This window comes from Chryseobacterium sp. T16E-39 (assembly GCF_002216065.1).
GTDB lineage: Bacteria > Bacteroidota > Bacteroidia > Flavobacteriales > Weeksellaceae > Chryseobacterium.
On sequence record NZ_CP022282.1, the window covers coordinates 1,058,216 to 1,079,016 of the forward strand.

At 34.5% G+C, this 20,801-nt stretch carries 19 protein-coding genes and 1 pseudogene; 5 read left to right on the forward strand and 15 right to left on the reverse strand.

The annotated features are described in order from the left end of the window. The first annotated feature begins 66 nt into the window (after window positions 1-66). The 3 genes from CEY12_RS04600 (at window position 67) to CEY12_RS04610 (ending at window position 4,210) form a co-directional block, all read left to right on the forward strand. Window positions 67-1,338, forward strand: a complete 1,272-nt coding sequence (locus tag CEY12_RS04600) for an aminotransferase class I/II-fold pyridoxal phosphate-dependent enzyme (RefSeq protein ID WP_172821064.1) — start codon at window positions 67-69, stop codon at window positions 1,336-1,338. Window positions 1,339-1,477: 139 nt separating this feature from the next. Then, complete coding sequence (locus tag CEY12_RS04605) at window positions 1,478-1,939, forward strand: glucosaminidase domain-containing protein (RefSeq protein ID WP_089026569.1); 462 nt, start codon at window positions 1,478-1,480, stop codon at window positions 1,937-1,939. Between the two features lie 81 nt (window positions 1,940-2,020). Further along, window positions 2,021-4,210, forward strand: coding sequence for a B12-binding domain-containing radical SAM protein (locus CEY12_RS04610; protein ID WP_089026570.1), 2,190 nt, complete (start codon window positions 2,021-2,023; stop codon window positions 4,208-4,210). A 935-nt stretch (window positions 4,211-5,145) separates the two neighbouring features. Here the strand turns inward: CEY12_RS04610 and CEY12_RS04615 are convergent. The 3 genes from CEY12_RS04615 to atpD form a co-directional block, all read right to left on the reverse strand. Continuing rightward, on the reverse strand, window positions 5,146-5,970 hold the full coding sequence (locus CEY12_RS04615; RefSeq protein ID WP_089026571.1) for a hypothetical protein: 825 nt from the start codon (window positions 5,968-5,970) through the stop codon (window positions 5,146-5,148). An 80-nt stretch (window positions 5,971-6,050) separates the two neighbouring features. Then, window positions 6,051-6,332, reverse strand: coding sequence for a FoF1 ATP synthase subunit delta/epsilon (locus CEY12_RS04620; protein WP_089026572.1), 282 nt, complete (start codon window positions 6,330-6,332; stop codon window positions 6,051-6,053). Window positions 6,333-6,387: 55 nt separating this feature from the next. Then, window positions 6,388-7,896, reverse strand: a complete 1,509-nt coding sequence (atpD, locus tag CEY12_RS04625) for a F0F1 ATP synthase subunit beta (protein WP_089026573.1) — start codon at window positions 7,894-7,896, stop codon at window positions 6,388-6,390. A gap of 320 nt (window positions 7,897-8,216) precedes the next feature. Here atpD and CEY12_RS04630 point away from each other — a divergent pair, with 320 nt between their 5' ends. After that, the gene (locus CEY12_RS04630) at window positions 8,217-9,137 is read left to right on the forward strand and encodes a bifunctional riboflavin kinase/FAD synthetase (protein ID WP_089026574.1); all 921 of its coding nucleotides are present in this window, start codon (window positions 8,217-8,219) and stop codon (window positions 9,135-9,137) included. Here the strand turns inward: CEY12_RS04630 and CEY12_RS04635 are convergent. Both CEY12_RS04635 and CEY12_RS04640 read right to left on the reverse strand, forming a co-directional pair. After that, window positions 9,134-9,487 (reverse strand): MmcQ/YjbR family DNA-binding protein, encoded by a 354-nt coding sequence (locus CEY12_RS04635; RefSeq protein ID WP_089026575.1) that lies wholly within the window; start codon window positions 9,485-9,487, stop codon window positions 9,134-9,136. The genes CEY12_RS04630 and CEY12_RS04635 overlap by 4 nt on opposite strands. A 95-nt stretch (window positions 9,488-9,582) precedes the next feature. Further along, on the reverse strand, window positions 9,583-11,067 hold the full coding sequence (locus CEY12_RS04640) for a carboxylesterase/lipase family protein (protein WP_089026576.1): 1,485 nt from the start codon (window positions 11,065-11,067) through the stop codon (window positions 9,583-9,585). A 201-nt stretch (window positions 11,068-11,268) separates the two neighbouring features. Between CEY12_RS04640 and CEY12_RS04645 the strand changes: the two genes are divergently transcribed. Continuing rightward, on the forward strand, window positions 11,269-11,925 hold the full coding sequence (locus tag CEY12_RS04645) for an NAD(P)H-binding protein (protein WP_089026577.1): 657 nt from the start codon (window positions 11,269-11,271) through the stop codon (window positions 11,923-11,925). A gap of 178 nt (window positions 11,926-12,103) precedes the next feature. Here the strand turns inward: CEY12_RS04645 and CEY12_RS04650 are convergent. The 10 genes and pseudogenes from CEY12_RS04650 to CEY12_RS04695 all read right to left on the reverse strand — a co-directional run bounded on the left by CEY12_RS04650 (window position 12,104) and on the right by CEY12_RS04695 (window position 20,763). Further along, window positions 12,104-12,528, reverse strand: a pseudogene (locus CEY12_RS04650) (VOC family protein). Between the two features lie 174 nt (window positions 12,529-12,702). Beyond that, window positions 12,703-13,278 (reverse strand): glutathione peroxidase, encoded by a 576-nt coding sequence (locus tag CEY12_RS04655; RefSeq protein WP_089026578.1) that lies wholly within the window; start codon window positions 13,276-13,278, stop codon window positions 12,703-12,705. A gap of 58 nt (window positions 13,279-13,336) precedes the next feature. After that, window positions 13,337-13,999: a histidine kinase gene (locus tag CEY12_RS04660; protein ID WP_089026579.1), complete on the reverse strand. Its 663-nt coding sequence runs from the start codon at window positions 13,997-13,999 to the stop codon at window positions 13,337-13,339. Between the two features lie 146 nt (window positions 14,000-14,145). After that, on the reverse strand, window positions 14,146-14,871 hold the full coding sequence (gene kdsB / locus CEY12_RS04665; protein ID WP_089026580.1) for a 3-deoxy-manno-octulosonate cytidylyltransferase: 726 nt from the start codon (window positions 14,869-14,871) through the stop codon (window positions 14,146-14,148). A gap of 57 nt (window positions 14,872-14,928) precedes the next feature. Next, window positions 14,929-15,897 carry a phosphatase PAP2 family protein gene (locus tag CEY12_RS04670; protein ID WP_089026581.1) on the reverse strand — a complete coding sequence of 323 codons (969 nt, stop codon included), beginning with the start codon at window positions 15,895-15,897 and terminating at the stop codon, window positions 14,929-14,931. 128 nt (window positions 15,898-16,025) lie between these two features. Beyond that, window positions 16,026-17,279 (reverse strand): pyridoxal phosphate-dependent aminotransferase, encoded by a 1,254-nt coding sequence (locus CEY12_RS04675; protein ID WP_089026582.1) that lies wholly within the window; start codon window positions 17,277-17,279, stop codon window positions 16,026-16,028. Window positions 17,280-17,331: 52 nt separating this feature from the next. Further along, complete coding sequence (locus tag CEY12_RS04680; RefSeq protein WP_089026583.1) at window positions 17,332-17,688, reverse strand: four helix bundle protein; 357 nt, start codon at window positions 17,686-17,688, stop codon at window positions 17,332-17,334. A 31-nt stretch (window positions 17,689-17,719) separates the two neighbouring features. Continuing rightward, window positions 17,720-19,435, reverse strand: coding sequence for a phospho-sugar mutase (locus CEY12_RS04685; protein ID WP_089026584.1), 1,716 nt, complete (start codon window positions 19,433-19,435; stop codon window positions 17,720-17,722). A gap of 86 nt (window positions 19,436-19,521) precedes the next feature. Further along, entirely contained in the window at window positions 19,522-19,878 is a 357-nt protein-coding gene (locus tag CEY12_RS04690; RefSeq protein ID WP_089026585.1) for a four helix bundle protein, read from the reverse strand. A gap of 174 nt (window positions 19,879-20,052) precedes the next feature. Next, window positions 20,053-20,763 (reverse strand): GIN domain-containing protein, encoded by a 711-nt coding sequence (locus CEY12_RS04695; RefSeq protein ID WP_089026586.1) that lies wholly within the window; start codon window positions 20,761-20,763, stop codon window positions 20,053-20,055. Between the last annotated feature and the right edge of the window lie 38 nt (window positions 20,764-20,801).

A 20,801-nucleotide genomic window follows, 5' to 3' on the forward strand; every position in this document is an offset into this window, starting at 1 on the left:
TACAAATAAAGCCTTTTTTGTAGATCACAAAAGGCTTTTTTACTTAAAAAATCACTTATAAAAATGTTGGATATTTTTGACAGAATAAAAGAAAATCCAGGACCTCTGGGACAATTTGCAGATTATGGAGAAGGTTATTTTATTTTTCCGAGACTTGAAGGACCTATCGGACCTAGAATGCAGTTTCAGGGGAGAGAAGTAATTTTCTGGAGTGCTAATGATTATTTAGGATTGTGTAATCATCCTGAAGTATTGGAAGCTGATGCAAAAGCTGCTGCTGAATATGGGATGTTTTATCCAATGGGAGCAAGAGCCATGTCCGGAGAAACAGAACAGCACTTACAATTAGAAAGAGAGCTTGCTGATTTTGTTCAAAAAGAATCTGCCTATTTATTGAATTTTGGTTACCAGGGAATGGTTTCCACAATTGATGCCTTAGTTAACAGAAACGACGTAATCGTATATGATGTAGATTCTCATGCATGTATCGTAGATGGTGTAAGACTGCATTCTGGAAAAAGATTTACGTACAGACATAATGATATCGAAAGTCTTGAAAAAAACCTTCAGAGAGCAACAAAAGTAGCTCAGGAAACTGGTGGTGGAATCCTGGTAATTACTGAAGGGGTCTTCGGAATGAGAGGACAACAGGGAAAAATTAAAGAAATTTGTGACCTGAAATCAAAATATAATTTCAGACTTCTTGTAGATGATGCCCACGGATTTGGAACACTTGGTGAAACCGGAGCCGGTGCTGGTGAAGAGCAAGGATGTCAGGATAAAATCGATGTATACTTTTCTACTTTCGCAAAATCAATGGCTGGTTTTGGAGCTTTTATTGCGGGAGATAAAGAAGTGATCAGATATTTAAAATTTAACTTAAGATCTCAAATTTTTGCTAAGTCTCTTACTATGCCAATGGTAATCGGAGGATTAAAAAGATTAGAGCTTTTAAGAACAAAACCTGAGATTAAAGCTAAATTATGGGAAAACACTCATAAATTACAGAATGGTCTTAAAGAAAGAGGGTTCAATATCGGAGATAGCAATACTTGCGTAACTCCTGTAATGATGCAGGGAACTCCGGTAGAAGCAACCTTATTAGTAAAAGATTTAAGAGAGATCTATGGAATCTTTACATCAGTTGTTGTATACCCTGTAATCCCTAAAGGAATGATTTTATTAAGATTAATTCCAACGGCTTCCCACACAGATTCAGAAATTAATGAAACTCTGGCTGCTTTTGAAGCTATTCACGATAAATTAGTGAGTGGATACTACAAGGAGCAGGAACAAAAATTACTGGAAGAGCAAGGTTTAAGTTTCAAACCTATTTAATTCAAAAATAAAAAAAGGCCATTTGAAATAAAATGGCCTTTTTCTCTATAGTCCCAAACGCATTTTGAAAAAACATGTTGATCATCAGCGTTTTTAAGACTCCATTTCATCTTATAAATTGGTATCAAAATAAATTTATATGAAAAAATCTAAAAATAGTACAATAGCAATTCTTAGTCTTTTTCTGACATTTTTTTTCACCACGGCTAATGCCCAGCGCTCATATATTGATAACTATAAGGATATCGCCACAGACCTTTCAAAACAGTACGGAATTCCCAGCTCAATTATATTGGCGATTGCTATTGTTGAATCCGGAGCAGGAACCAGCAAAGCGAGCAAGACGCTTAATAATCATTTTGGAATTCATGGAAAGAATAACATCAATACCTCCCGATTTAAGAGTTTTACCTCAGTTCGGGAAAGTTATGAAGCCTTCTGTCTGCTCCTTTCAAAAAAGAAGCTTTACAGCAAATTAAAGGACAATAACAACTCCAATGATTGGGTGAAAGCAATAGCTTCTTCAGGATACTCTACAAAGCCTACTGAATGGATAAAAAAAATAAATTCCACGATCACTAAATACGGCTTACAGAAATAGGTCTCTCCTATCTTTTGTACACCTTTTACTTTTTGTATGGCACACCTGTAATAATTTCAATAAATTTGTAAAAATTTTCTATTGAAAGATCTTCTTCTTATTACTCCGCCATTCACTCAACTTAATACTCCTTATCCTGCAACAGCTTATATTAAAGGTTTTTTAAACACCAAAAATATTTCCAGCTACCAGATCGATTTGGGGATTGAAGTTATTTTGGAGTTATTTTCAAAAAACGGCCTTCAAAAAATCTTTTCCAAAAAAGTTGATCTTAAAAATGTTTCAGAAAATACTCAGCGGATCTTTTCCTTAAGAGATGAATATGTAAAAACAATTGATCAGGTTATACATTTCTTACAGGGTAAAAATCCTACGTTGGCCAGACAGATCTGCAGCATGAATTTTTTACCTGAGGCTTCCAGATTCAATCAGTTGGATGATATGGAATTTGCCTTCGGAAATATGGGATTACAGGATAAAGCTAAACACTTAGCTACCTTATATTTAGAAGACTTATCTGATTATATTGTTGAAAACATAGATTCCGATTTTGGTTTCAGTCGTTACGCAGAGCGTTTGGGAAAAAGTGCCAATTCTTTTGATGAACTATATTCAAAATTATTGGATGATCAAACATTTATAGATGACATCACCCTCGAAATCCTCAGGATAAAATTAGAAGAGGTTCAGCCGAAGTTAGTTTGTTTTTCCATTCCCTTTCCTGGAAATTTGTATTCAGCTTTCAGATGTGCCAAATATATTAAAGAAAATTTCCCTCACATTAAAACCGCTATGGGAGGTGGGTTTCCCAACACTGAATTAAGGGAAATAAAAGATGCCCGGGTTTTCGAATTTTTTGATTTTATTACCTTGGATGATGGTGAGCTTCCTATTGAGCTTCTTTATGAAAATCTAAACTTCCCAACGGAAAATGCAGAGTTTAAACGTACTTTTTTAATTGAAAACCAGAAGGTAACTTATAAAAACAATTCAAAAAGACACGATTACAAGCAAGCTCAGGTAGGAACGCCAGAATACACCGACCTGCAGTTGGATAAATACATTTCAGTCATTGAAATTGCCAATCCAATGCACAGCTTATGGAGTGACGGAAGATGGAATAAGCTTACAATGGCACATGGCTGCTATTGGGGGAAATGTACTTTTTGTGATATCTCATTGGACTATATCAAAATTTACGAACCTATTTCTGCTAAAATTCTCGTGGACAGAATGGAAGAACTCATCAGGGATACGGGAGAAACAGGATTCCATTTTGTGGATGAAGCAGCACCTCCTGCATTGATGAGAGAAGTAGCCTTAGAGATTTTACGGAGAAATTTAGTGGTTACCTGGTGGACAAATATTCGATTTGAAAAAAGCTTTACCAAAGACCTATGCTTTTTACTTAAACTCTCCGGCTGCGTAGCTGTTTCCGGAGGTCTGGAAGTTGCCAGTGATCGTCTATTAAAATTAATTGATAAAGGAATCTCTGTAGAACAGGTGGCTCAGGTAACAAGAAATTTTACCGAAGCCGGAGTGATGATTCATGCATATCTGATGTATGGCTACCCTACCCAAACTATTCAGGAAACGGTAGATTCTTTAGAGATGGTCCGCCAATTATTTGAAATGGGAATTTTGCAAAGCGGATTCTGGCATCAGTTTGCGATGACTGCCCACTCTCCTGTCGGATTAAATCCTGAGGAATTTGGAGTCACTCCCATTAAGCAGGAAATTTTGTTTGCGAATAATGATATTGATTTTACAGATAAAACGGGAATTGATCACAGTAAATTTAGTTTCGGGCTTAAGAAATCCCTGTTCAATTATATGCATGGAATCAATTTTGAAATACCGCTTCAGGATTGGTTCGATTTTAAAATACCCAAAACAACAGTTCATCCGGACTATATTCACGATTGTTTATTAGAAGATGATAATTTTGTTTTCAAAGGAAATTCAAAAATTGTTTTTCTGGATAGAAATGTTATTGCCGAGAATTACATAAAAACAAAAAAACAAAATTCCTGGCCATATACCCAGCTGACATTCCATTTAAAGACCAATATTGTAAAAGTTGATATAGAACAGGAAAAAGCTGAATGGCTCATGGAAATACTGGCCGAAAACGCTCCGGAAAATGCAAAGAAAATTACGTTGCAACAGCTTAAGACTCAATTTGAAGAGAATTTTGAAGATTTTGAGTTGTTCTGGTTTTCAAAACCCATACAGCAGCTTAAAGAAAATGGAGTGATCCTGAGTCTGTAATGTGGTATTTAAAATTGTTAAGTGAGATAAAGAATCTTTAAATTTGATTTCATAGTTATTTTTTTCTCGCTGATTTAGCAGATTTAGCAGATTTAGCAAAGCTACTTAAACATAGAGCTTGTCATTCCGTAGGAATCTAGATTATGAATTTTGTAAAGTGTGCCGAGATTCTTGCAGAATGACAAAGGTTGTGGAAAATAGCTGTATACGCTTCAGATGCTAATGTTATATGTTTTGGCTAAAGCCAATTGGTACATTGTATTTTATGTAACGGGCTAAAGCCCGTTTCTATTGATCGCTCCTCATTCTCTTAAAGATAAAAACAGATTTTAATTTGTATATGGTCTAAGTTTGTAACAGAGCTCATAACAATGATTTTAAAAAAAGCTCAAACATACCGTTTGTCATTCCGTAGGAATCTAAATTATGAATTTTACAAAGTGTGCTGAGATTCCTACGGAATGACAAAGGTTGTAGAAAAATATACGCTTCAGATACTAATGTTCTATGTTTTGGCTAAAGCCAATTGGTACATTGTATTTTATATAACGGGCTAAAGCCCGTTTCTATTGATCGCTCCTCATTCTCTTAAAGATAAAAACAGATTTTATTTTGTATGGAGTCTAAGTTTGTAACTGAGTTCATAACAATGATTTTAAAAAAAAGCTCAAACATACCGTTTGTCATTCCGTAGGAATCTAGATTATGAATTTTGTAAAGTGTGCCGAGATTCTTGCAGAATGACAAAGGTTGTGGAAAATAGCTGTATACGCTTCAGATGCTAATGTTATATGTTTTGGCTAAAGCCAATTGGTACATTGTATATTATATAACGGGCTAAAGCCCGTTTCTATTGATGGCTTTATAATTCGGTTGTAGGTTTTTCAGATGACTCGGATTTGATTTCCTGTTAAATGTTTAATCTAAATAAATTTTTATTTTTCAACACCCTCTTTTACAACCTGACCGACAACAACTTTTTCCTGAGGTTTAGCAATAAAGCTTGGATCTAAAATTGCCATTCGCTCGACAATGGATTTATATGTAGGAAATTTCAGTATAGAAGCTCTTCCAGACATCTCTCTGTATAACGTAAACGTTTTTCCAGCTGCCGTTTTGATCTGTTTTGTGGTTGTAATATACTTTCCAATATATTTACTCTTGGCATCATAGATTTCAATATCAACAAAAGTCTTTTCAGCAATCCTATCATCAGATCCAAAGCTTACTGGTAAATTAGTAAAATACCCTACCGGAACTCCATTGCTTAAAATTTCGCCAACACTATTCACTTCAATTTTAAGTTTATCAATTTTACTTCTTATCGAATAAGCATCTTTGGTTTTCGCATCAAGTTTCCGTTTGGGCGTATTTGTAAAAAGTTCATCTAAATTTTTGATATTGATCCCCTTATTGTCAATGAGTTTTAATCCTTTTATGGAAGTATAGACCGCTGATCTTTCTTCACCCGAAAATGCTGATGGAGATATATAATCGAGTTCTATTGTTTTATCCCTGTTATATACTCTATTCAGGGTGATATAGCTATCTCTTACAGAATCTACAATACTTTTATCAATAAACTGAATGGTATAGATGGGAGTTTCTTTCAGATCCATAAAAGTATATTCGCTCGACTTATTAGAAATTTTTGCAACATGTATTCCATCAAGACTTACAATACCTCTTTTGGTTTTAAAATTCTGAGCATTCAGTAAAATTCCCAAAACTGTAAACAACACGATTATACTCTTTTTCATAAAATCAGATTTCTACAAGGCATAAAAAAAGTGTAACCAAAGTTACACTTTTTTGAAAATATATTTAGCTTTTCATTTAATTACTCACAAAGGATAATCCCTTTATTATGATTAAATTCTACAACACCGCTTTTGATAGGATAAGAAAAAACTGAATCCTTTTCATTCTCTCTTGTAAAGTTTTTAGTATATGTTTCATCTACAGAATTAACAAATAACTTTACCTTACCGTTAATTAAAGAAGAAACGATCCCCGCGTGGTTTTTCATGATGTGAAATTCACCATTTTTTCCAGGCAGTAATACTGAATTTACTTCACCTTCAAAAACAACGTGTTCTGGTGTTAAAATTTTTATATTCATTTTAATTGCTTTTGGCTTTTGGCTAATAGCTATTTGCTATCAGCAATTAGCAGTATTATGCGTTATCAGCTAACATTTTTTGTCCTGCTGCAATAGCTTCTTCGATAGTTCCCTTCAAGTTGAAAGCAGCTTCCGGTAAGTGATCCAATTCACCATCCATAATCATGTTGAATCCTTTAATAGTATCTTTAATATCTACCAATGATCCTGGAATACCTGTAAACTGTTCTGCAACGTGGAAAGGCTGAGATAAGAATCTCTGAACTTTTCTAGCACGGTAAACAACAGATTTATCTTCTTCAGAAAGTTCTTCCATACCAAGGATAGCAATGATATCCTGAAGTGCTTTATATCTCTGAAGAATTTCTTTTACTCTTTGAGCACAGTTATAATGCTCTTCTCCGATAATTTCCGGTGCAAGGATTCTAGAAGTAGAAGCCAATGGATCTACTGCCGGATAAATACCTAAAGAAGCAATTTTTCTATCTAATACTGTTGTAGCATCCAAGTGAGCAAACGTAGTTGCCGGAGCCGGGTCAGTTAAGTCATCCGCAGGTACATATACTGCCTGTACTGAAGTAATAGATCCGTTTTTAGTAGAAGTAATTCTTTCCTGCATCGCTCCCATCTCAGAAGCAAGTGTCGGTTGGTAACCTACCGCAGAAGGCATACGCCCAAGAAGTGCAGATACCTCAGAACCAGCTTGTGTAAAACGGAAGATATTATCTACGAAGAATAGAACGTCTCTACCTTGTCCGCTTTCTCCACCATCTCTATAGTATTCAGCTAATGTAAGACCAGAAAGTGCTACTCTAGCTCTTGCTCCTGGTGGCTCGTTCATCTGTCCGAAAACGAATGCCGCTTTAGAATCTTTCATCGCTTCTAAATCTACTTTAGAAAGATCCCAACCTCCGTTTTCCATAGAGTGCATAAAGTCATCACCATACTTGATAATTCCTGATTCAAGCATCTCTCTCAAAAGGTCATTTCCTTCTCTCGTTCTTTCACCTACTCCAGCGAAAACTGAAAGACCACCGTGTCCTTTTGCAATATTATTAATCAACTCCTGGATCAATACTGTTTTACCTACACCAGCACCACCGAACAATCCAATTTTACCTCCTTTTGCGTAAGGCTCAACTAAGTCGATTACTTTAATACCTGTAAATAAAACTTCTGCAGAAGTTGAAAGTTGATCAAATTTTGGAGCTTCTCTGTGGATTGGTAATCCACCCTCTTTAGAGATGTTTTGAAGCCCATCGATAGCATCACCAACAACGTTGAATAATCGTCCGTTTACAGCCTCACCGATTGGCATAGTAATAGGATTTCCGTATCCAGTTACTTCCTGCCCTCTTTGAAGACCATCTGTAGCATCCATTGCGATACATCTTACTGTATCTTCTCCAATATGTTGTTCTACTTCTAAGACTACTTTTTCACCGTTTCCTTTAGTAATTTCTAACGCGTCGTAAATACTTGGGATTGATTCCACATTTGTAAAAACTACGTCGATTACCGGACCAATAATTTGAGAAATTTTTCCTTTAATTTGGTTTGCCATTGCTAAATTTTTTCTTGGTGCAAATATAATGATTCTTCATAAACCCACAATTCCTAAAAAAAAGATTTTTATCATGCTTTTTGATAAGGTAAAATGAATTAGGAATTAGGTTTCAGGTTAGAAAACTTGCTGTATTAAATATGAAATTTCAGATCAATATCTGAATATTTCACAATTATTTTAATTATTAATTAGTGAATATTTAAATTATACTATTTTAAAATTAATGAGTTATCTAATTTTCTTATTGAAAATAACTCTTATGATATACTAATAGATTATTTTAAACGCTCTATATTTGCAGTCAAATTTTTTCCGTTTTGAAAGTTTTCAAGAATTTTAAAGATTATTCCTCTCAAAAGCCTCTAGCATTGTCTTTAGGAATGTTTGACGGAGTGCATCTTGGACATAAATGTATTATAGACGAATTAAAAAAAGTAGGTTCAGATAACGAATTGGAGACTGCTATCCTTACTTTTTGGCCACATCCGAGATTTGTTTTTAATCCCAATGAAGATTTAAAGCTTTTAAATACATTAGATGAAAAGAAACTTCTGATCGAAAAATATGGCATCAATACTTTATTTTTAAAGGAATTTGATGAAGAGTTCAGAAACCTTACCGGAGAAGAATTTGTTCGCCAGATCCTTGTCGATAAGCTGAATGTAAAATACCTTATCATAGGATACGATCATTCTTTCGGAAAAAATAAAAGTGGAAACTTCGAACTCCTTCAAAAGCTATCAAAGGAATTAGATTTCGAAGTGGAACAGATGGAAGCGATCAACATCCACGAAAACAATATCAGTTCTACAAAAATCAGAAATGCACTCTTAGCAGGAAATATAATAGCAGCCAACGAAATGCTGGGCTACTCCTACTCTGTTTCCGGAAAAGTAATTCATGGAAAAAAAATAGGACGTACAATTGGATATCCGACCGCTAATATTGGAACAGATTCAATTAAATTACTTCCTAAAAAAGGAGCATATATTGTTGAAGTTGAAATAAATGATCAACCATATAAAGGAATGCTTAGTGTTGGAACCAACCCCACAGTGAACGGTGATACTTTAACCGTTGAAGTTTATATCCTTGATTTTAATAAAGATATCTACGATCAGGAAATCACGGTAAGATTCAGGGATTTTCTTCACGAAGAAATCAAATTTGAAGGTCTTGAAAAATTAATTGAAAGACTGGATGAGGATAAAAGACTTACTGAAGAATTTAACTTTTAACTGTTTATAATTTCCTCCCGCCCTTTTTTCGTTAATGAAGAAAACACCAGATCATACGACTGATCAATCAGCTTAAAAATCAGATCCCTTTTCAACCCGTCCACTGAAACTGAATTCCAGTGGGTTTTATTCATATGATAAGCTCCGGTAATTTGCGGGTATTGTTCACGAAGTTCAGCACTCCATTCGGGATCTGTCTTTACATTAATACCTAAAGGTTGCCTTTCCAGTCCCATTAACAAAAACATCTTTGTTCCTACTTTCATAACAAGTGTTTCATTATCGAAAGGAAAAGTTTCTGTTACTCCTTTTTTTGCAAGACAGTAATCTAGTATTTCGTTGGCGTCCATAGTTTGTTGGTGTTAGTTGAAAGTTGAAAATGGAAAGTTGATAGCTGATAGCTGATAGCAAAATTAGTGTTTAGGAAGTTCTTTTAATCTTTTAATTACCTAATCCCATCCCAAACAGAACGCTCCTCAGCTCTATCGTCGATGGTAATTTGTGATACCGTATCAAAACGCATACATATACGATTGTTAGTGCTATAAGCACCCCAACCAGGGTTTCCATGAGTAGCAAAATTGATCCATGTCTTATGTACATTGGTAGCTAATTCCTGCGGAAGTTGATTGCCTAATATTTCAGTAAAACTGGCATCATTCAGATTATCAAATACAAAGGCAACTTCAAGACCATGGCAAGCTCCAAGTAAATGATTACATGCAGGTGATTCCCAGGAAAATTCATATACATGCGTATTACCGCCATGCATCTCTGCAACCCGCAGAGCAGGAATACGGTAAAACCAATCTGTAATAATTGCACTTAGCACGTCACCGGGAGAACTATCTACACGGTTTGTCTTATAGAGTTGAATAGCTGCAGCAGATAGCCCATAAGCAGCTGCAGCAGCATTTAAAGCAGTATCGGTAATTTTTGATATGACACCATCCGGTACAAGAAATAATCTAAATTCCTGACTATTATTACCAATTAGGATATCAATGTTTTTACTTGCACCTTTAGCAATGCATTCTATAGGAGTTGCTGTTAATAACTGACCATCAACTACCGGTTCAAAGGGCATTAAGTTGAATGCAGCCTCACCCCATAGTTTTGTTGAAGGATTAGCCATAATTTCAGATCCCAATTTTTCCTGTGCAGCAAAAAGCTTTTCAAGACTAACCTGTCCAATTGCTTCGCGTGTTGGTTCAACACCGAGTATTTCAGCAAGTCTGGTACCGATGAGCTTTGCAGAGGAAGGACTTATTACAGAATGTCCTGCTCCCGATTCAGCAATAGCCCGTCGAAATAGGCCTTCTGCTTCTTTCATTGCCAGCAAAGTACAAACACTCATTCCACCAGCGGATTCACCGAAAATAGTAACATTATCCGGATCGCCGCCAAAGTTTGCAATATTGTCCTGAACCCATTTTAGTGCAGCAATCTGGTCGAGTATACCAAGATTAGGTATTCCATCGCCAAACCATAAAAATCCCTCAATACCAATCCGATAATTTATAGTAACCAAAACAACACCATCCCGTGCAAAATTATGCCCATTATAGCCTGGAACAGCACCTGATCCCAAAGTAAAAGCACCTCCGTAAATAAAAACCATAACAGGCTTTTTTCCAACAATATCAGAAGTCCAAATATTAAGGTTTAAATAATCGTCTCCCGGAATCACCACATTAGCTAATAATTTTGCAAATGGTCCGGAGTGGGGAGTTATTTGCGGCGGAGTGGCCCCATATTGTGTTGCATCTTTGACATCCGTCCATGGCATCGGAGGTTGGGGTGGTTGAAAACGGTTTGCACCAACTGGTGGGGCAGCATAAGGAATCCCTTTAAATGTTAAAATGCCATCCTCTGTTTTAATGCCTCTAACATCTCCATACTGAGTGCTAACTGTTTTTAATGTTTCCATAATAATTGTAATAGGTTCAACACAAACTTAACAAATTTTGATAAAATTTCAGAGCATGTTTTCGCTTTATTCAATAATAATTTTTAGTGAATAATTTCACCTGTAGCGTGTTAATTTTTTAATCTTTCTTTTATTAATCAAAATTTAGTAAATTTAAAAAAGGAAAAGAAAAACTATCCAACATCACTAATTACATTTATTATGAAAGCTTTAGTAATAGGCGCTACAGGTGCTACAGGTAAAGATTTGGTCGCCCAATTATTGAATGATAAAGAGTTTGACGAAGTCGATGTCTTTGTTAGAAAACCTTTGGATATTAAGAGTGATAAACTAAATGTTCATGTGGTAAATTTTGAGAATCCTAATGAATGGAAAGATTCTGTAAAAGGCGATGTTGCTTTTTCCTGTCTGGGAACAACTTTGAAAACTGCAGGTAGCAAAGAAGCCCAGAGAAAAGTGGATTTCGATTACCAATATCAGTTTGCTAAGGCTGCTAAAGAAAATAATGTCGATGATTACATTCTTGTTTCAGCGTATGGTGCTAATCCTAAATCAAAAATTTTCTACTCTAAAATGAAAGGTGAACTTGAAGATGCGGTAAAGCAACTTCATTTTAATAAGATCACCATTTTCAAACCTGGTATGCTGGAAAGAAAAGATTCAGACAGAACTGGAGAAGTTCTGGGTAGCCGGATTATAAAATTTGCTAATAAGATAGGCCTTTTAGAAAGTCAAAAACCATTACCTACAGATATTTTAGCAAAGGCGATGATCAACTCTTCAAAGATCAAAAGCAACGGCTACTCCAGTATCAAATTGGGAAATATTTTTTGTTTTGCAGAGAAGACGAATGAATAGGAGTTGAAAATTGAGAATTGAAAGTGGAAAGTTTGCGGGATTCGAGTTACGGGATTCGGGATACAAGTTTGTGGAATAGTAATTTCACATTATAACTTTTTACTATCTACATTTTAACTTTCAATTTTCCACTCTCAACTCTTAACTCGGATCTCGCACCTCGCACCTCGCATCTCAACTATTTCGTCGTCTTACTTCCCATACTTTGTCCCAATTTTTCATATTCAACATCATTAGGTTCCCAAAGCTCAATTTTGTTTCCTTCTATATCCATTATGTGGACGAACTTTCCATATTCATAGGTTTCAATCTTATCAACGATAGTCACATTTTCTTTTTTAATTCTTCAACCAGTTTTTCAAGATTCTGAACCCGATAGTTGATCATAAATTCTTTTTCAGAAGGCTGAAAGTATTTTGTTTTTTCATTAAAGGGACTCCACTGTGAAAATCCTTTTTTAGAATTATCAGCCCCTTGGAACCATTCAAATACAGCTCCGTATTCATTAGTATTAAGGCCTAAATGGTCTTTATACCACTCTCTCATTTTTTTAGGGTCTTTACATTTAAAGAAAATTCCACCAATCCCTGTGACTCTTTTCAAATCATCAGAACTATTTTCTGTAACCGATTTAAAAGCAAACCCCAAGATAAAAGAAGCCAGGACACAAAGTGCGAAAAATATTTTTTTCATGAGTTAACGTTTTATTTGTTTAAGAATAGGTAATAAAAAAAGTGGATGAAACCATCCACTTCGTAAAAATATACTTTTTTATATTTATTTCAAATATTTTGTAATCGCCTGGTCTGTTGGTTTGGTTGTACTTACAAAACTATCTACTAATTTACCATTTTCATCTATCAGGAACTTCGTGAAATTCCACAGAATAGTAGTATTCTTTACCCCATTCAGGTCTTTCTCTGTAAGATATTTAAAAATAGGAGCTGTATCATCACCTTTTACAGAAACCTTTGCTGCCAGTGGAAAAGTCACCCCATAATTTTTCTGGCAAAATGCACCGATCTCAGTATTTGTTCCTGGCTCCTGGCCTCCAAAGTTATTGGCAGGGAATCCAACGATTACCAATTTATCCTTATACTCTTCATATACTTTCTCTAAATCAGCATATTGTGGAGTAAAACCACACTCTGAAGCTGTATTTACAATAAGAATTTTTTTTCCTTTAAAATCAGCAAAATTGATCTCTTTACCATCAAGGCTTTCCACTTTGAAATCATATATTGTTTTTCCCATAAGTTCGTTGGTTTTAGCTTTAGAAATTTCACTTTTTTGATTGGTACAACTCTGTAAAAATGCTACAAAAGAAAGCAGCAATAAGAAAATCTTTTTCATGAGTATATTGTATTAGTTGGCAGCGTTGCTGCGATTATTTTTATGGTAACTTAAAATCCTAGAATTTAAAAGTATTGGCAGGGAATACTTTATTGACATCTATCTTATTAATCTGCATCACAAAATCCCCATCCTTTTTAGAACTTGAAGATTCTATTCTGAAAGGCATCACAAGATTTCCTACTTTTTTATAATCTGAATAGATTAACGTTTCTTCCTTTTTTATTTCCTTAAGAAGCATATACGTATTGGTATCAAAATAGTAGAAATTTTTATTTACATTTTTAGTCAATTCTACTTTATGGCAATAGATATCCCCTACTTTTTCCTTTCCTAAATATTTTGCCTCAAAACCTTTATTCTCCCAATCAATAAAATCATTATCAAAACTCTCCGGAATGTAATTAGGATATTCCTGAACTTTATTGGTTGCATAATTCATTGCATATCCTTTGGTTCCATCAAAGCCTTCAATAGCAGTATCTTTATTATTAATGGTAAGAACCGTTTTAGTAAGATTCGGGCGCTGTTGGTAAATTTTTATAGGATATTCATCTTTTATTCCTAAAACTACTTTTCCTTGAAGTAATACAGAATTTAACAGCTTCCAATTCGTTAATCCGCCCGACAGTTCAATATTTTTATCTATAATTTCCTTTGCGGTTTGTGCAAAAGAAAATTGCGAATAAATCAGTACGAATACTAAAAGTAATTTCTTCATTCAATCAATTTATAATTCAAATATAAGGCGAATTTGTAGAAAAGCAAATTTGTAAAAATGTAAAATCACTAAATCTACCCATGTAACAGTTTTGCAAATCTGCGATTTTGCAATTCAACTCTTCTCCCTTTTTGCCCATTGGCAATTTAGTTTATCAATTTTCTGGCTTTTTCTAAGTCCTCCGGAGTATCAATCCCCACTCCTATAAAGTTGGTCTCTATGAGCTTGATCTTCATTCCATATTCAAGATAGCGGATACACTCGATCTTTTCCGAAATTTCCAAAGGTTTCATTTCCAGTTTTGAAAATTGCAGCAATGCATGTTTTCTGAAAGCATAGACTCCGATATGTTTAAAATAATCTACATTGTAAGACGTTTCCCTGTGAAAAGGAATTACAGAACGGCTGAAATACAGAGCAAATCCATTATTATCAGTGATTACTTTTACATTATTAGGATTCTCAATTTCTTCTTTATCTGTTAGTTTTATTTTTAAAGAGGCTAATGAAATCTCCTGATTATCATCTTGTTCAAAGACTTCTATAAGCTGTTTGAGCGGTTCTGTTTTTAAAAAAGGTTCATCTCCCTGAACATTAATAACAATATCACAGTCTATATTCTGAACAGCTTCTGCAATACGATCACTTCCTGTTTCATGCTGGCCGGTCATTACAGCTTTTCCTCCATTACGCACAATTTCCTCAAAAATAATTTCAGAATCGCTGGCGACAAAAACTTCATCAAATAATCCGGTTTCCACAACATTTTGATAAGTAGTTGTAATCACTGTCTTATCACCTAAAACCTGCATTAATTTTCCTGGAAAACGACTTGCTTCATAACGAGCGGGAATAACAGCTATGATCTTCATTGAATGATGGTAATTTTTAAAATTTTCCTTAAATATAGGCAAAATATGGTTTTCTTTTTAAAAAGAAAGTTTAACACCAATCATATTGTAGCCCAAACTGGTTGAAGCGGTAAAATTTAGCTTGTATTTTACATGTCCTGCACTAAATCCTGAAACGGTATATCTGTTTTTAGAAATAGTTTTGCCAATAAAATATCCCATCAGCAAAGCTAAAGGATAGTCTGATGCCCAATGAACCTGACTTTGCATCATCTGGAAAGCCAACGCACCTGCTAATGTATATCCCACAGGTTTAATCCATACTGCATCAGGATAATTGTCTGCAATAACTGTTATAGCAGACATAAATGTCGTCAGGTGTCCCGAAGGCATCGCATCATAACGTGAAGTATCTTTTGAGAACGCTGAAAAACTTGGAAAAGGAGTCCAATGTCCACCAGAATTACCATTTTGTATTGCTATAAATGGGCTTTCCCTACCTGTGACTCTTTTGATCGTTTGGGAAAAAACACCTGATAGTATTAAACTTTCCATCAAACCGCTTGCCGTTGCCTGAGCCCTGTAATCATCCTTTATCAAACCATAAGTGGCAAAACCTATCCCTAACAATACAACTGTAGAACCGTTACCTATCAAATAGAGCCCTGCCCCAATATCTTTTGGAACTTTTATTAATCCTGCCACTTTGGTGTAATTATTATCAGCACTCATTCCCCATTTCTCTCCCAGCTCTCTTGAATTGTCGATAAGCTTTTGATCAAAAGGTAAAAGTACTAAAGTACTCGCTACCGCACCCCCTAAATAATACGCATGATCTTTTGCAACAAAATCCTTATTGGTATCAACAAAATCTTTAGGAACTCTTGTAATAAATTCGAAAAGTTTGGGCTTGGTATATGTTCTTACCGAACCATCTTTAAGGGTATAGCTTTGGGACTTTACTGGTTTTTCAATGATGATGCTATCACTCTTTTGGGAAGATATCCATATAGACATGGGTAACAATATCAATCTAATCTTTTTCATTTTTGTATTTCATCTGAATAAGTTATAAAAAGCTTCGACTCCCATCAGCGTGACATCGCTAAATCACACAGATAAGATCACGATTGTCATGCCGATCGAAGTCGAAGCATCTATTGTTTATACTGAAATTACTTTAAATTATTCAAAGCATTTTCTAATTTCGGCATCATTGTAGAAATTTCATCAGTTGCTAATCCGCCCACAGAAGCACGGAACCAAGGTTCTGATTTTTCTTCCCCAAAGGCAGAGAAAGGAACTAAAGCCACTCCAGCTTCATTAATTAAGTAAAATCCAAGATCAGATGAATTTTCAATAACACTTCCATCTGGCTTAGTTTTTCCGATATAATCTAATTTAATAGTAAGATAAAGGGCTCCCATAGGCTCGATACTTTCTACCGCTAATCCCTTTCCTTTTAAATCCTGAATCCCTTTATGAAGAACCTTCAGACTTTCCTCCAATTTATCTTTAAAATCGTTAACGAAAGTATTTACATCATCAGGGTTTTGATAGAATTTTGCTGTTGCTTCCTGTTCAGGTTTTGGTGCCCACGCTCCCACGTGAGTAAGAAGAGCTTTCATTTTATCAATAATATGAGCAGGTCCGAATCCCCATCCTACACGAACTCCGGTAGCTGCCAGACATTTTGAGATCCCATCGATATAGATCGTATATTCTTTCATTTCAGGGAAAAGAGAAACCGGATCGTAATGTTTTGCATCAAAAGTAAGGTTAGAATAGATTTGGTCATACATTAAATATAACGGCTTTTCGTCTTCCCCTCTTTTTTTGTTTTCTTCTATGATCAATTCACAGATATCTGAAAGCTGCTCCTTTGTAAACATAGTCCCCGTAGGATTCAATGGTGAGCAAAGTGCTACTAAAACAGCACCACTTAAGTGAGGTTTAAGATCTGCAGCGGTGGGTAAGAAATTATTTTCCGGCGTTGTTTTTACTTCAATAGCATCAGCTGATGTAAGATAGGCGTAATGGTTATTGTTCCAAGAAGGAATTGGGTAAATCACTTTATCACCTTCATCTACTATTGTTTTGTAAACAGCATAAATTAAAGGTCTTGAACCCGCAGTAATTAAGATATCATTTGCTGAATAATCAAGATTCCATCTCGTTTTAAGGTCCTTAGAAACTTCATTTCTTAAAGATAAAAGTCCGTTTGCTGGCGGATAATTCGTCAGATTATTCTGATAAGCTTTCTGAATCTCTTCCTTCAACTTTGCAGGTATGGGATAGATATTAGAATTCAGGTCGCCAATGGTAAGATTGGCGATTTCCGCTCCCTTTGCCTTTAGATCATTTACTTCATTACCAATTTTTACAATTTCAGAACCAATCAGGTTCGCCGCTAATTTTGAAACTTTCACTTTATTTAAAATTTATTGTTTTTTACTTATGTTATAAGTTATTAATTATGAATTATGAGTTTTTGCTTTTAGTCGTTATTATAATACTTCTGAGTATTTTTAAAATTTCCATTGCCGGTTTTTTAAGATTTTCAAATTCTTCTCTAGAAATATAATCAGTGGCAAACAAAAGTTCAATCCAATAAATTGTCTCATCACATTCTTTTTGAGAAATCGATAATTTATGAATAAAATCCATTTTACTTTGAGCATTTAGTGCTTCTCTCACATTTGCTCCTATAGATGTTCCTGAACGTAAAATTTGTTTGGATAATATAAACTCTTTTTTTTCCGAACTAAATCTTTTATAAAAATTGACAATATGTATTGCGAATTCAAAACTCTTTTTCCCAATAATACTTTCACTCATAATTTATAACTCAAAACTCATAACTTATATTTTAATTCAACTTTAGATCATTTTTCACCTGCTCAATTTTCTCATCTAAAGATTTCAATTTATCTCTAAAATCTGCTTCAGATGTTATATTGTCTTTTACCGAGATGTAAAATTTAATTTTAGGTTCGGTACCAGAAGGTCTTACACAAACTTTAGTTCCATCCTGAGTGTAGTAAATCAGCACATTGGATTTTGGAATATCGTTCATGATTTGTTTTTCATTTTTAGAAACAACAAAATTGGTTTGCTCTTTAAAATCTTTTACTTCTTCAACTAAAGATCCAGCTATTTCTTTTGGTGGATTTTCACGGAAATTTTTCATCATATTCTGAATTTCTTCTGCACCATCTCTTCCTTTTCTCACAAGATTTACCAATCCTTCGTAATACATTCCGGTTTCCTGGTAAATTTCTATCATGTACTGATACATTGTTCTCCCGTTAGCTTTACACCATGCAGCAATTTCACAAGCTAAAAGAATACTTCCACAAGAATCTTTATCACGAACAAAATCTCCGGTCATAAAACCAAAGCTTTCTTCTCCACCACAAATAAATTTTTCTTTTCCTTCAGCCTCACGGATCATTTTTCCGATCCACTTGAATCCTGTAAGGCCTGCTTTGCAAGCTACCCCAAATTTTTGAGCAATATCAAAGAAAATATCTGAAGTTACAATCGTAGAACCAATAAATTCTTTACCTGTTATTTTACCAAGTTTTCTCCATTCATTAAGGATGTAATACGTAAGAATTGTATTGGTCTGATTACCGTTCAGTAATTGCATTTCCCCATCAAGGTTTCTCACTGCAATTCCTAATCTGTCACCATCCGGATCTGTTCCGATAACAATATCAGCATTCGTAATTTTGGCTAAATCCATCGCCATTTCTAATGCTGCCGGTTCTTCAGGATTTGGAGATTCCACTGTCGTAAAGTTTCCACTAGGAATCATCTGTTCTTTTACAAGATCTACCTTTTTAAATCCAGCTTTTTCTAAAGCTTTTGGAACCGTGGTATATGTTGTTCCGTGGATAGAAGTGAAAACAATATTCAGATTCTCTTTTCCTACGTTCTGATAAGTAGAATTTTCAATACAGGCGTCGATATATACATCATCCTGTTCAGGCCCGATCCATTCGATAAGATCATCATTCCCATTGAATTTGATCTCTTCAAATTTCACAGAATACACTTCATTAATAATAGCTTCATCATGTGGAGGAACAATCTGTGCCCCATCATTCCAATATACTTTATATCCGTTATATTCCGGTGGATTATGAGAAGCCGTTAAAACAATTCCCCCATTACATTTTTTATCACGGACCGTAAAAGATAATTCAGGAGTTGGCCTGTGATCTTTAAAAAGCAATACTTTTATTCCATTCGCCGTCAAAACATCAGCTACTAATTTTCCAAATTCTTTGGAATTATGACGAACATCATAAGCTATCGCAACTTTAATTTCCTCATTGGGAAATTGCTTTAACATATAGTTCGCAAGTCCCTGTGTAGCTTGACCTAACGTGTACTTATTTAAACGATTGGTTCCAACCCCCATAATTCCTCTCATTCCTCCGGTTCCAAACTCCAATTCTCTGTAAAAAGAATCTTCAAGATCAGTAGAATTACCATCAATTAATGCCTGTACAGCATCTCTTGTTTCCTGATCAAACGTTTCACTTAACCAAAGTTTCGCTTTTTCTAATGTTGTCATATTTGTATCTTATTTAAGCCGGAGGTTTGATGTTGGAAGCGTGAAGTCTTTATTCCTGTTTCCGCATCACTTTTCAGCATATATTATTATTCTTTAATTTGGTTTCTGAAAGCTATAATTTGATTCATAAGATTGTAGCTTTCTTTATATAGTTCATTAAAATTCTCTTCAGAAATATATTTCCTATTTTTACTTTTATAAAGACAAGTTACTACTTCTGCTAAAGAACGAATTGAGTAACCTAAAAACTTTTTAAACTCTAATTTTGATTGCAAAATACTCCCTTCAGAAATATTAAGAGCAATTGAATCAGAAGCTCTTCGAATTTGTGATGTTACATTAAAAGCTTCATCTTTTGGAAAATTTTGAGACAAATTAAAAATTTTCTCACCAAAATCCATAGATTTTTGCCATATAATTAATTTCTCAAATTTGAAACTCATATTTCTTCTTAACCAGAAAAGGGAAGCAGGAATTTATATTGTGCCGAGCTTCAAAATTCTGGCTTTGTTTTTATTTTTTTATTTTTCAAACTTGGAAAAAAGTTTTCAACCCGGAAAACAAGAGATATGAAAAACTAACATTACTCCCATCCTCCAGCTTCAAACTTCCAACCTTTATTGCAATTTCTTATTCTCAACCCTTGTCGTTTTATCAATTTTAAAAGCACGGATCGGATCGTTATAATATAAAAATTTAGCAGTATTCTGAATGTGTCCTTTCAGAGAATCTTTTACATTAACTTCTGCATAGTTTCCGTTTTTAGAATCTATCTTGAGGTTGGTAATTTTCCAATAAGGAGCAATCAAACTTGCTGTATCAGAAATTTTGATTACTGCGTTTTTAGTTTCTCCTAAAAAATTAGCTCTACTTCTGTTCAGCATTTCTACTTCTGCTCTTCTGGTATTCACTGAACCCATAAAAGTAGCGTTATTCTTTAAGTTAAGCTTAAAATTATCCGTTTTTATTTCACTGGAAATATTCATTTCTACAGAATCCGAAATTGAAACTTTTTCAAGATTATACTTGGAATAAATGGTAACATTATAAAAATCAACCCCTTTTGTCCCTCTCTTTTCTTTAATTGAAAGTGTTTTATCTTTTACATCAACATCCAGATTATTCGCTACATTGGGATAGGTTTCTATTTCAACAAAATTCTTAGGACCCCTTGCATAAAATACCCGGAATTTTCCTTCAAGATCGAGATTGACAAATTCAGAAACATCAACGTCTTTTCTCTCAATATTCCCTTTGGGGGAAACTTTACCACAAGAGGAAAGTATGATAAAAACGAAAATTAATAAATAATAATTTCTTTTAAACATTTTCAATTGAATTAAAACATATTAGCATTGCAACAATA

Excerpts from the sequence above, each read along its gene's own strand:
- CEY12_RS04605 (WP_089026569.1), top strand. The coding sequence starts at position 1,478 with ATGAAAAAATCTAAAAATAGTACAATAGCAATTCTTAGTCTTTTTCTG.
- CEY12_RS04615 (WP_089026571.1), bottom strand. The coding sequence starts at position 5,970 with ATGAAAAAGAGTATAATCGTGTTGTTTACAGTTTTGGGAATTTTACTG.
- CEY12_RS04620 (WP_089026572.1), bottom strand. The coding sequence starts at position 6,332 with ATGAATATAAAAATTTTAACACCAGAACACGTTGTTTTTGAAGGTGAA.
- atpD (WP_089026573.1), bottom strand. The coding sequence starts at position 7,896 with ATGGCAAACCAAATTAAAGGAAAAATTTCTCAAATTATTGGTCCGGTA.
- CEY12_RS04635 (WP_089026575.1), bottom strand. The coding sequence starts at position 9,487 with ATGGACGCCAACGAAATACTAGATTACTGTCTTGCAAAAAAAGGAGTA.
- CEY12_RS04640 (WP_089026576.1), bottom strand. The coding sequence starts at position 11,067 with ATGGAAACATTAAAAACAGTTAGCACTCAGTATGGAGATGTTAGAGGC.
- CEY12_RS04645 (WP_089026577.1), top strand. The coding sequence starts at position 11,269 with ATGAAAGCTTTAGTAATAGGCGCTACAGGTGCTACAGGTAAAGATTTG.
- CEY12_RS04655 (WP_089026578.1), bottom strand. The coding sequence starts at position 13,278 with ATGAAAAAGATTTTCTTATTGCTGCTTTCTTTTGTAGCATTTTTACAG.
- CEY12_RS04660 (WP_089026579.1), bottom strand. The coding sequence starts at position 13,999 with ATGAAGAAATTACTTTTAGTATTCGTACTGATTTATTCGCAATTTTCT.
- kdsB (WP_089026580.1), bottom strand. The coding sequence starts at position 14,871 with ATGAAGATCATAGCTGTTATTCCCGCTCGTTATGAAGCAAGTCGTTTT.
- CEY12_RS04670 (WP_089026581.1), bottom strand. The coding sequence starts at position 15,897 with ATGAAAAAGATTAGATTGATATTGTTACCCATGTCTATATGGATATCT.
- CEY12_RS04680 (WP_089026583.1), bottom strand. The coding sequence starts at position 17,688 with ATGAGTGAAAGTATTATTGGGAAAAAGAGTTTTGAATTCGCAATACAT.
- CEY12_RS04685 (WP_089026584.1), bottom strand. The coding sequence starts at position 19,435 with ATGACAACATTAGAAAAAGCGAAACTTTGGTTAAGTGAAACGTTTGAT.
- CEY12_RS04690 (WP_089026585.1), bottom strand. The coding sequence starts at position 19,878 with ATGAGTTTCAAATTTGAGAAATTAATTATATGGCAAAAATCTATGGAT.
- CEY12_RS04695 (WP_089026586.1), bottom strand. The coding sequence starts at position 20,763 with ATGTTTAAAAGAAATTATTATTTATTAATTTTCGTTTTTATCATACTT.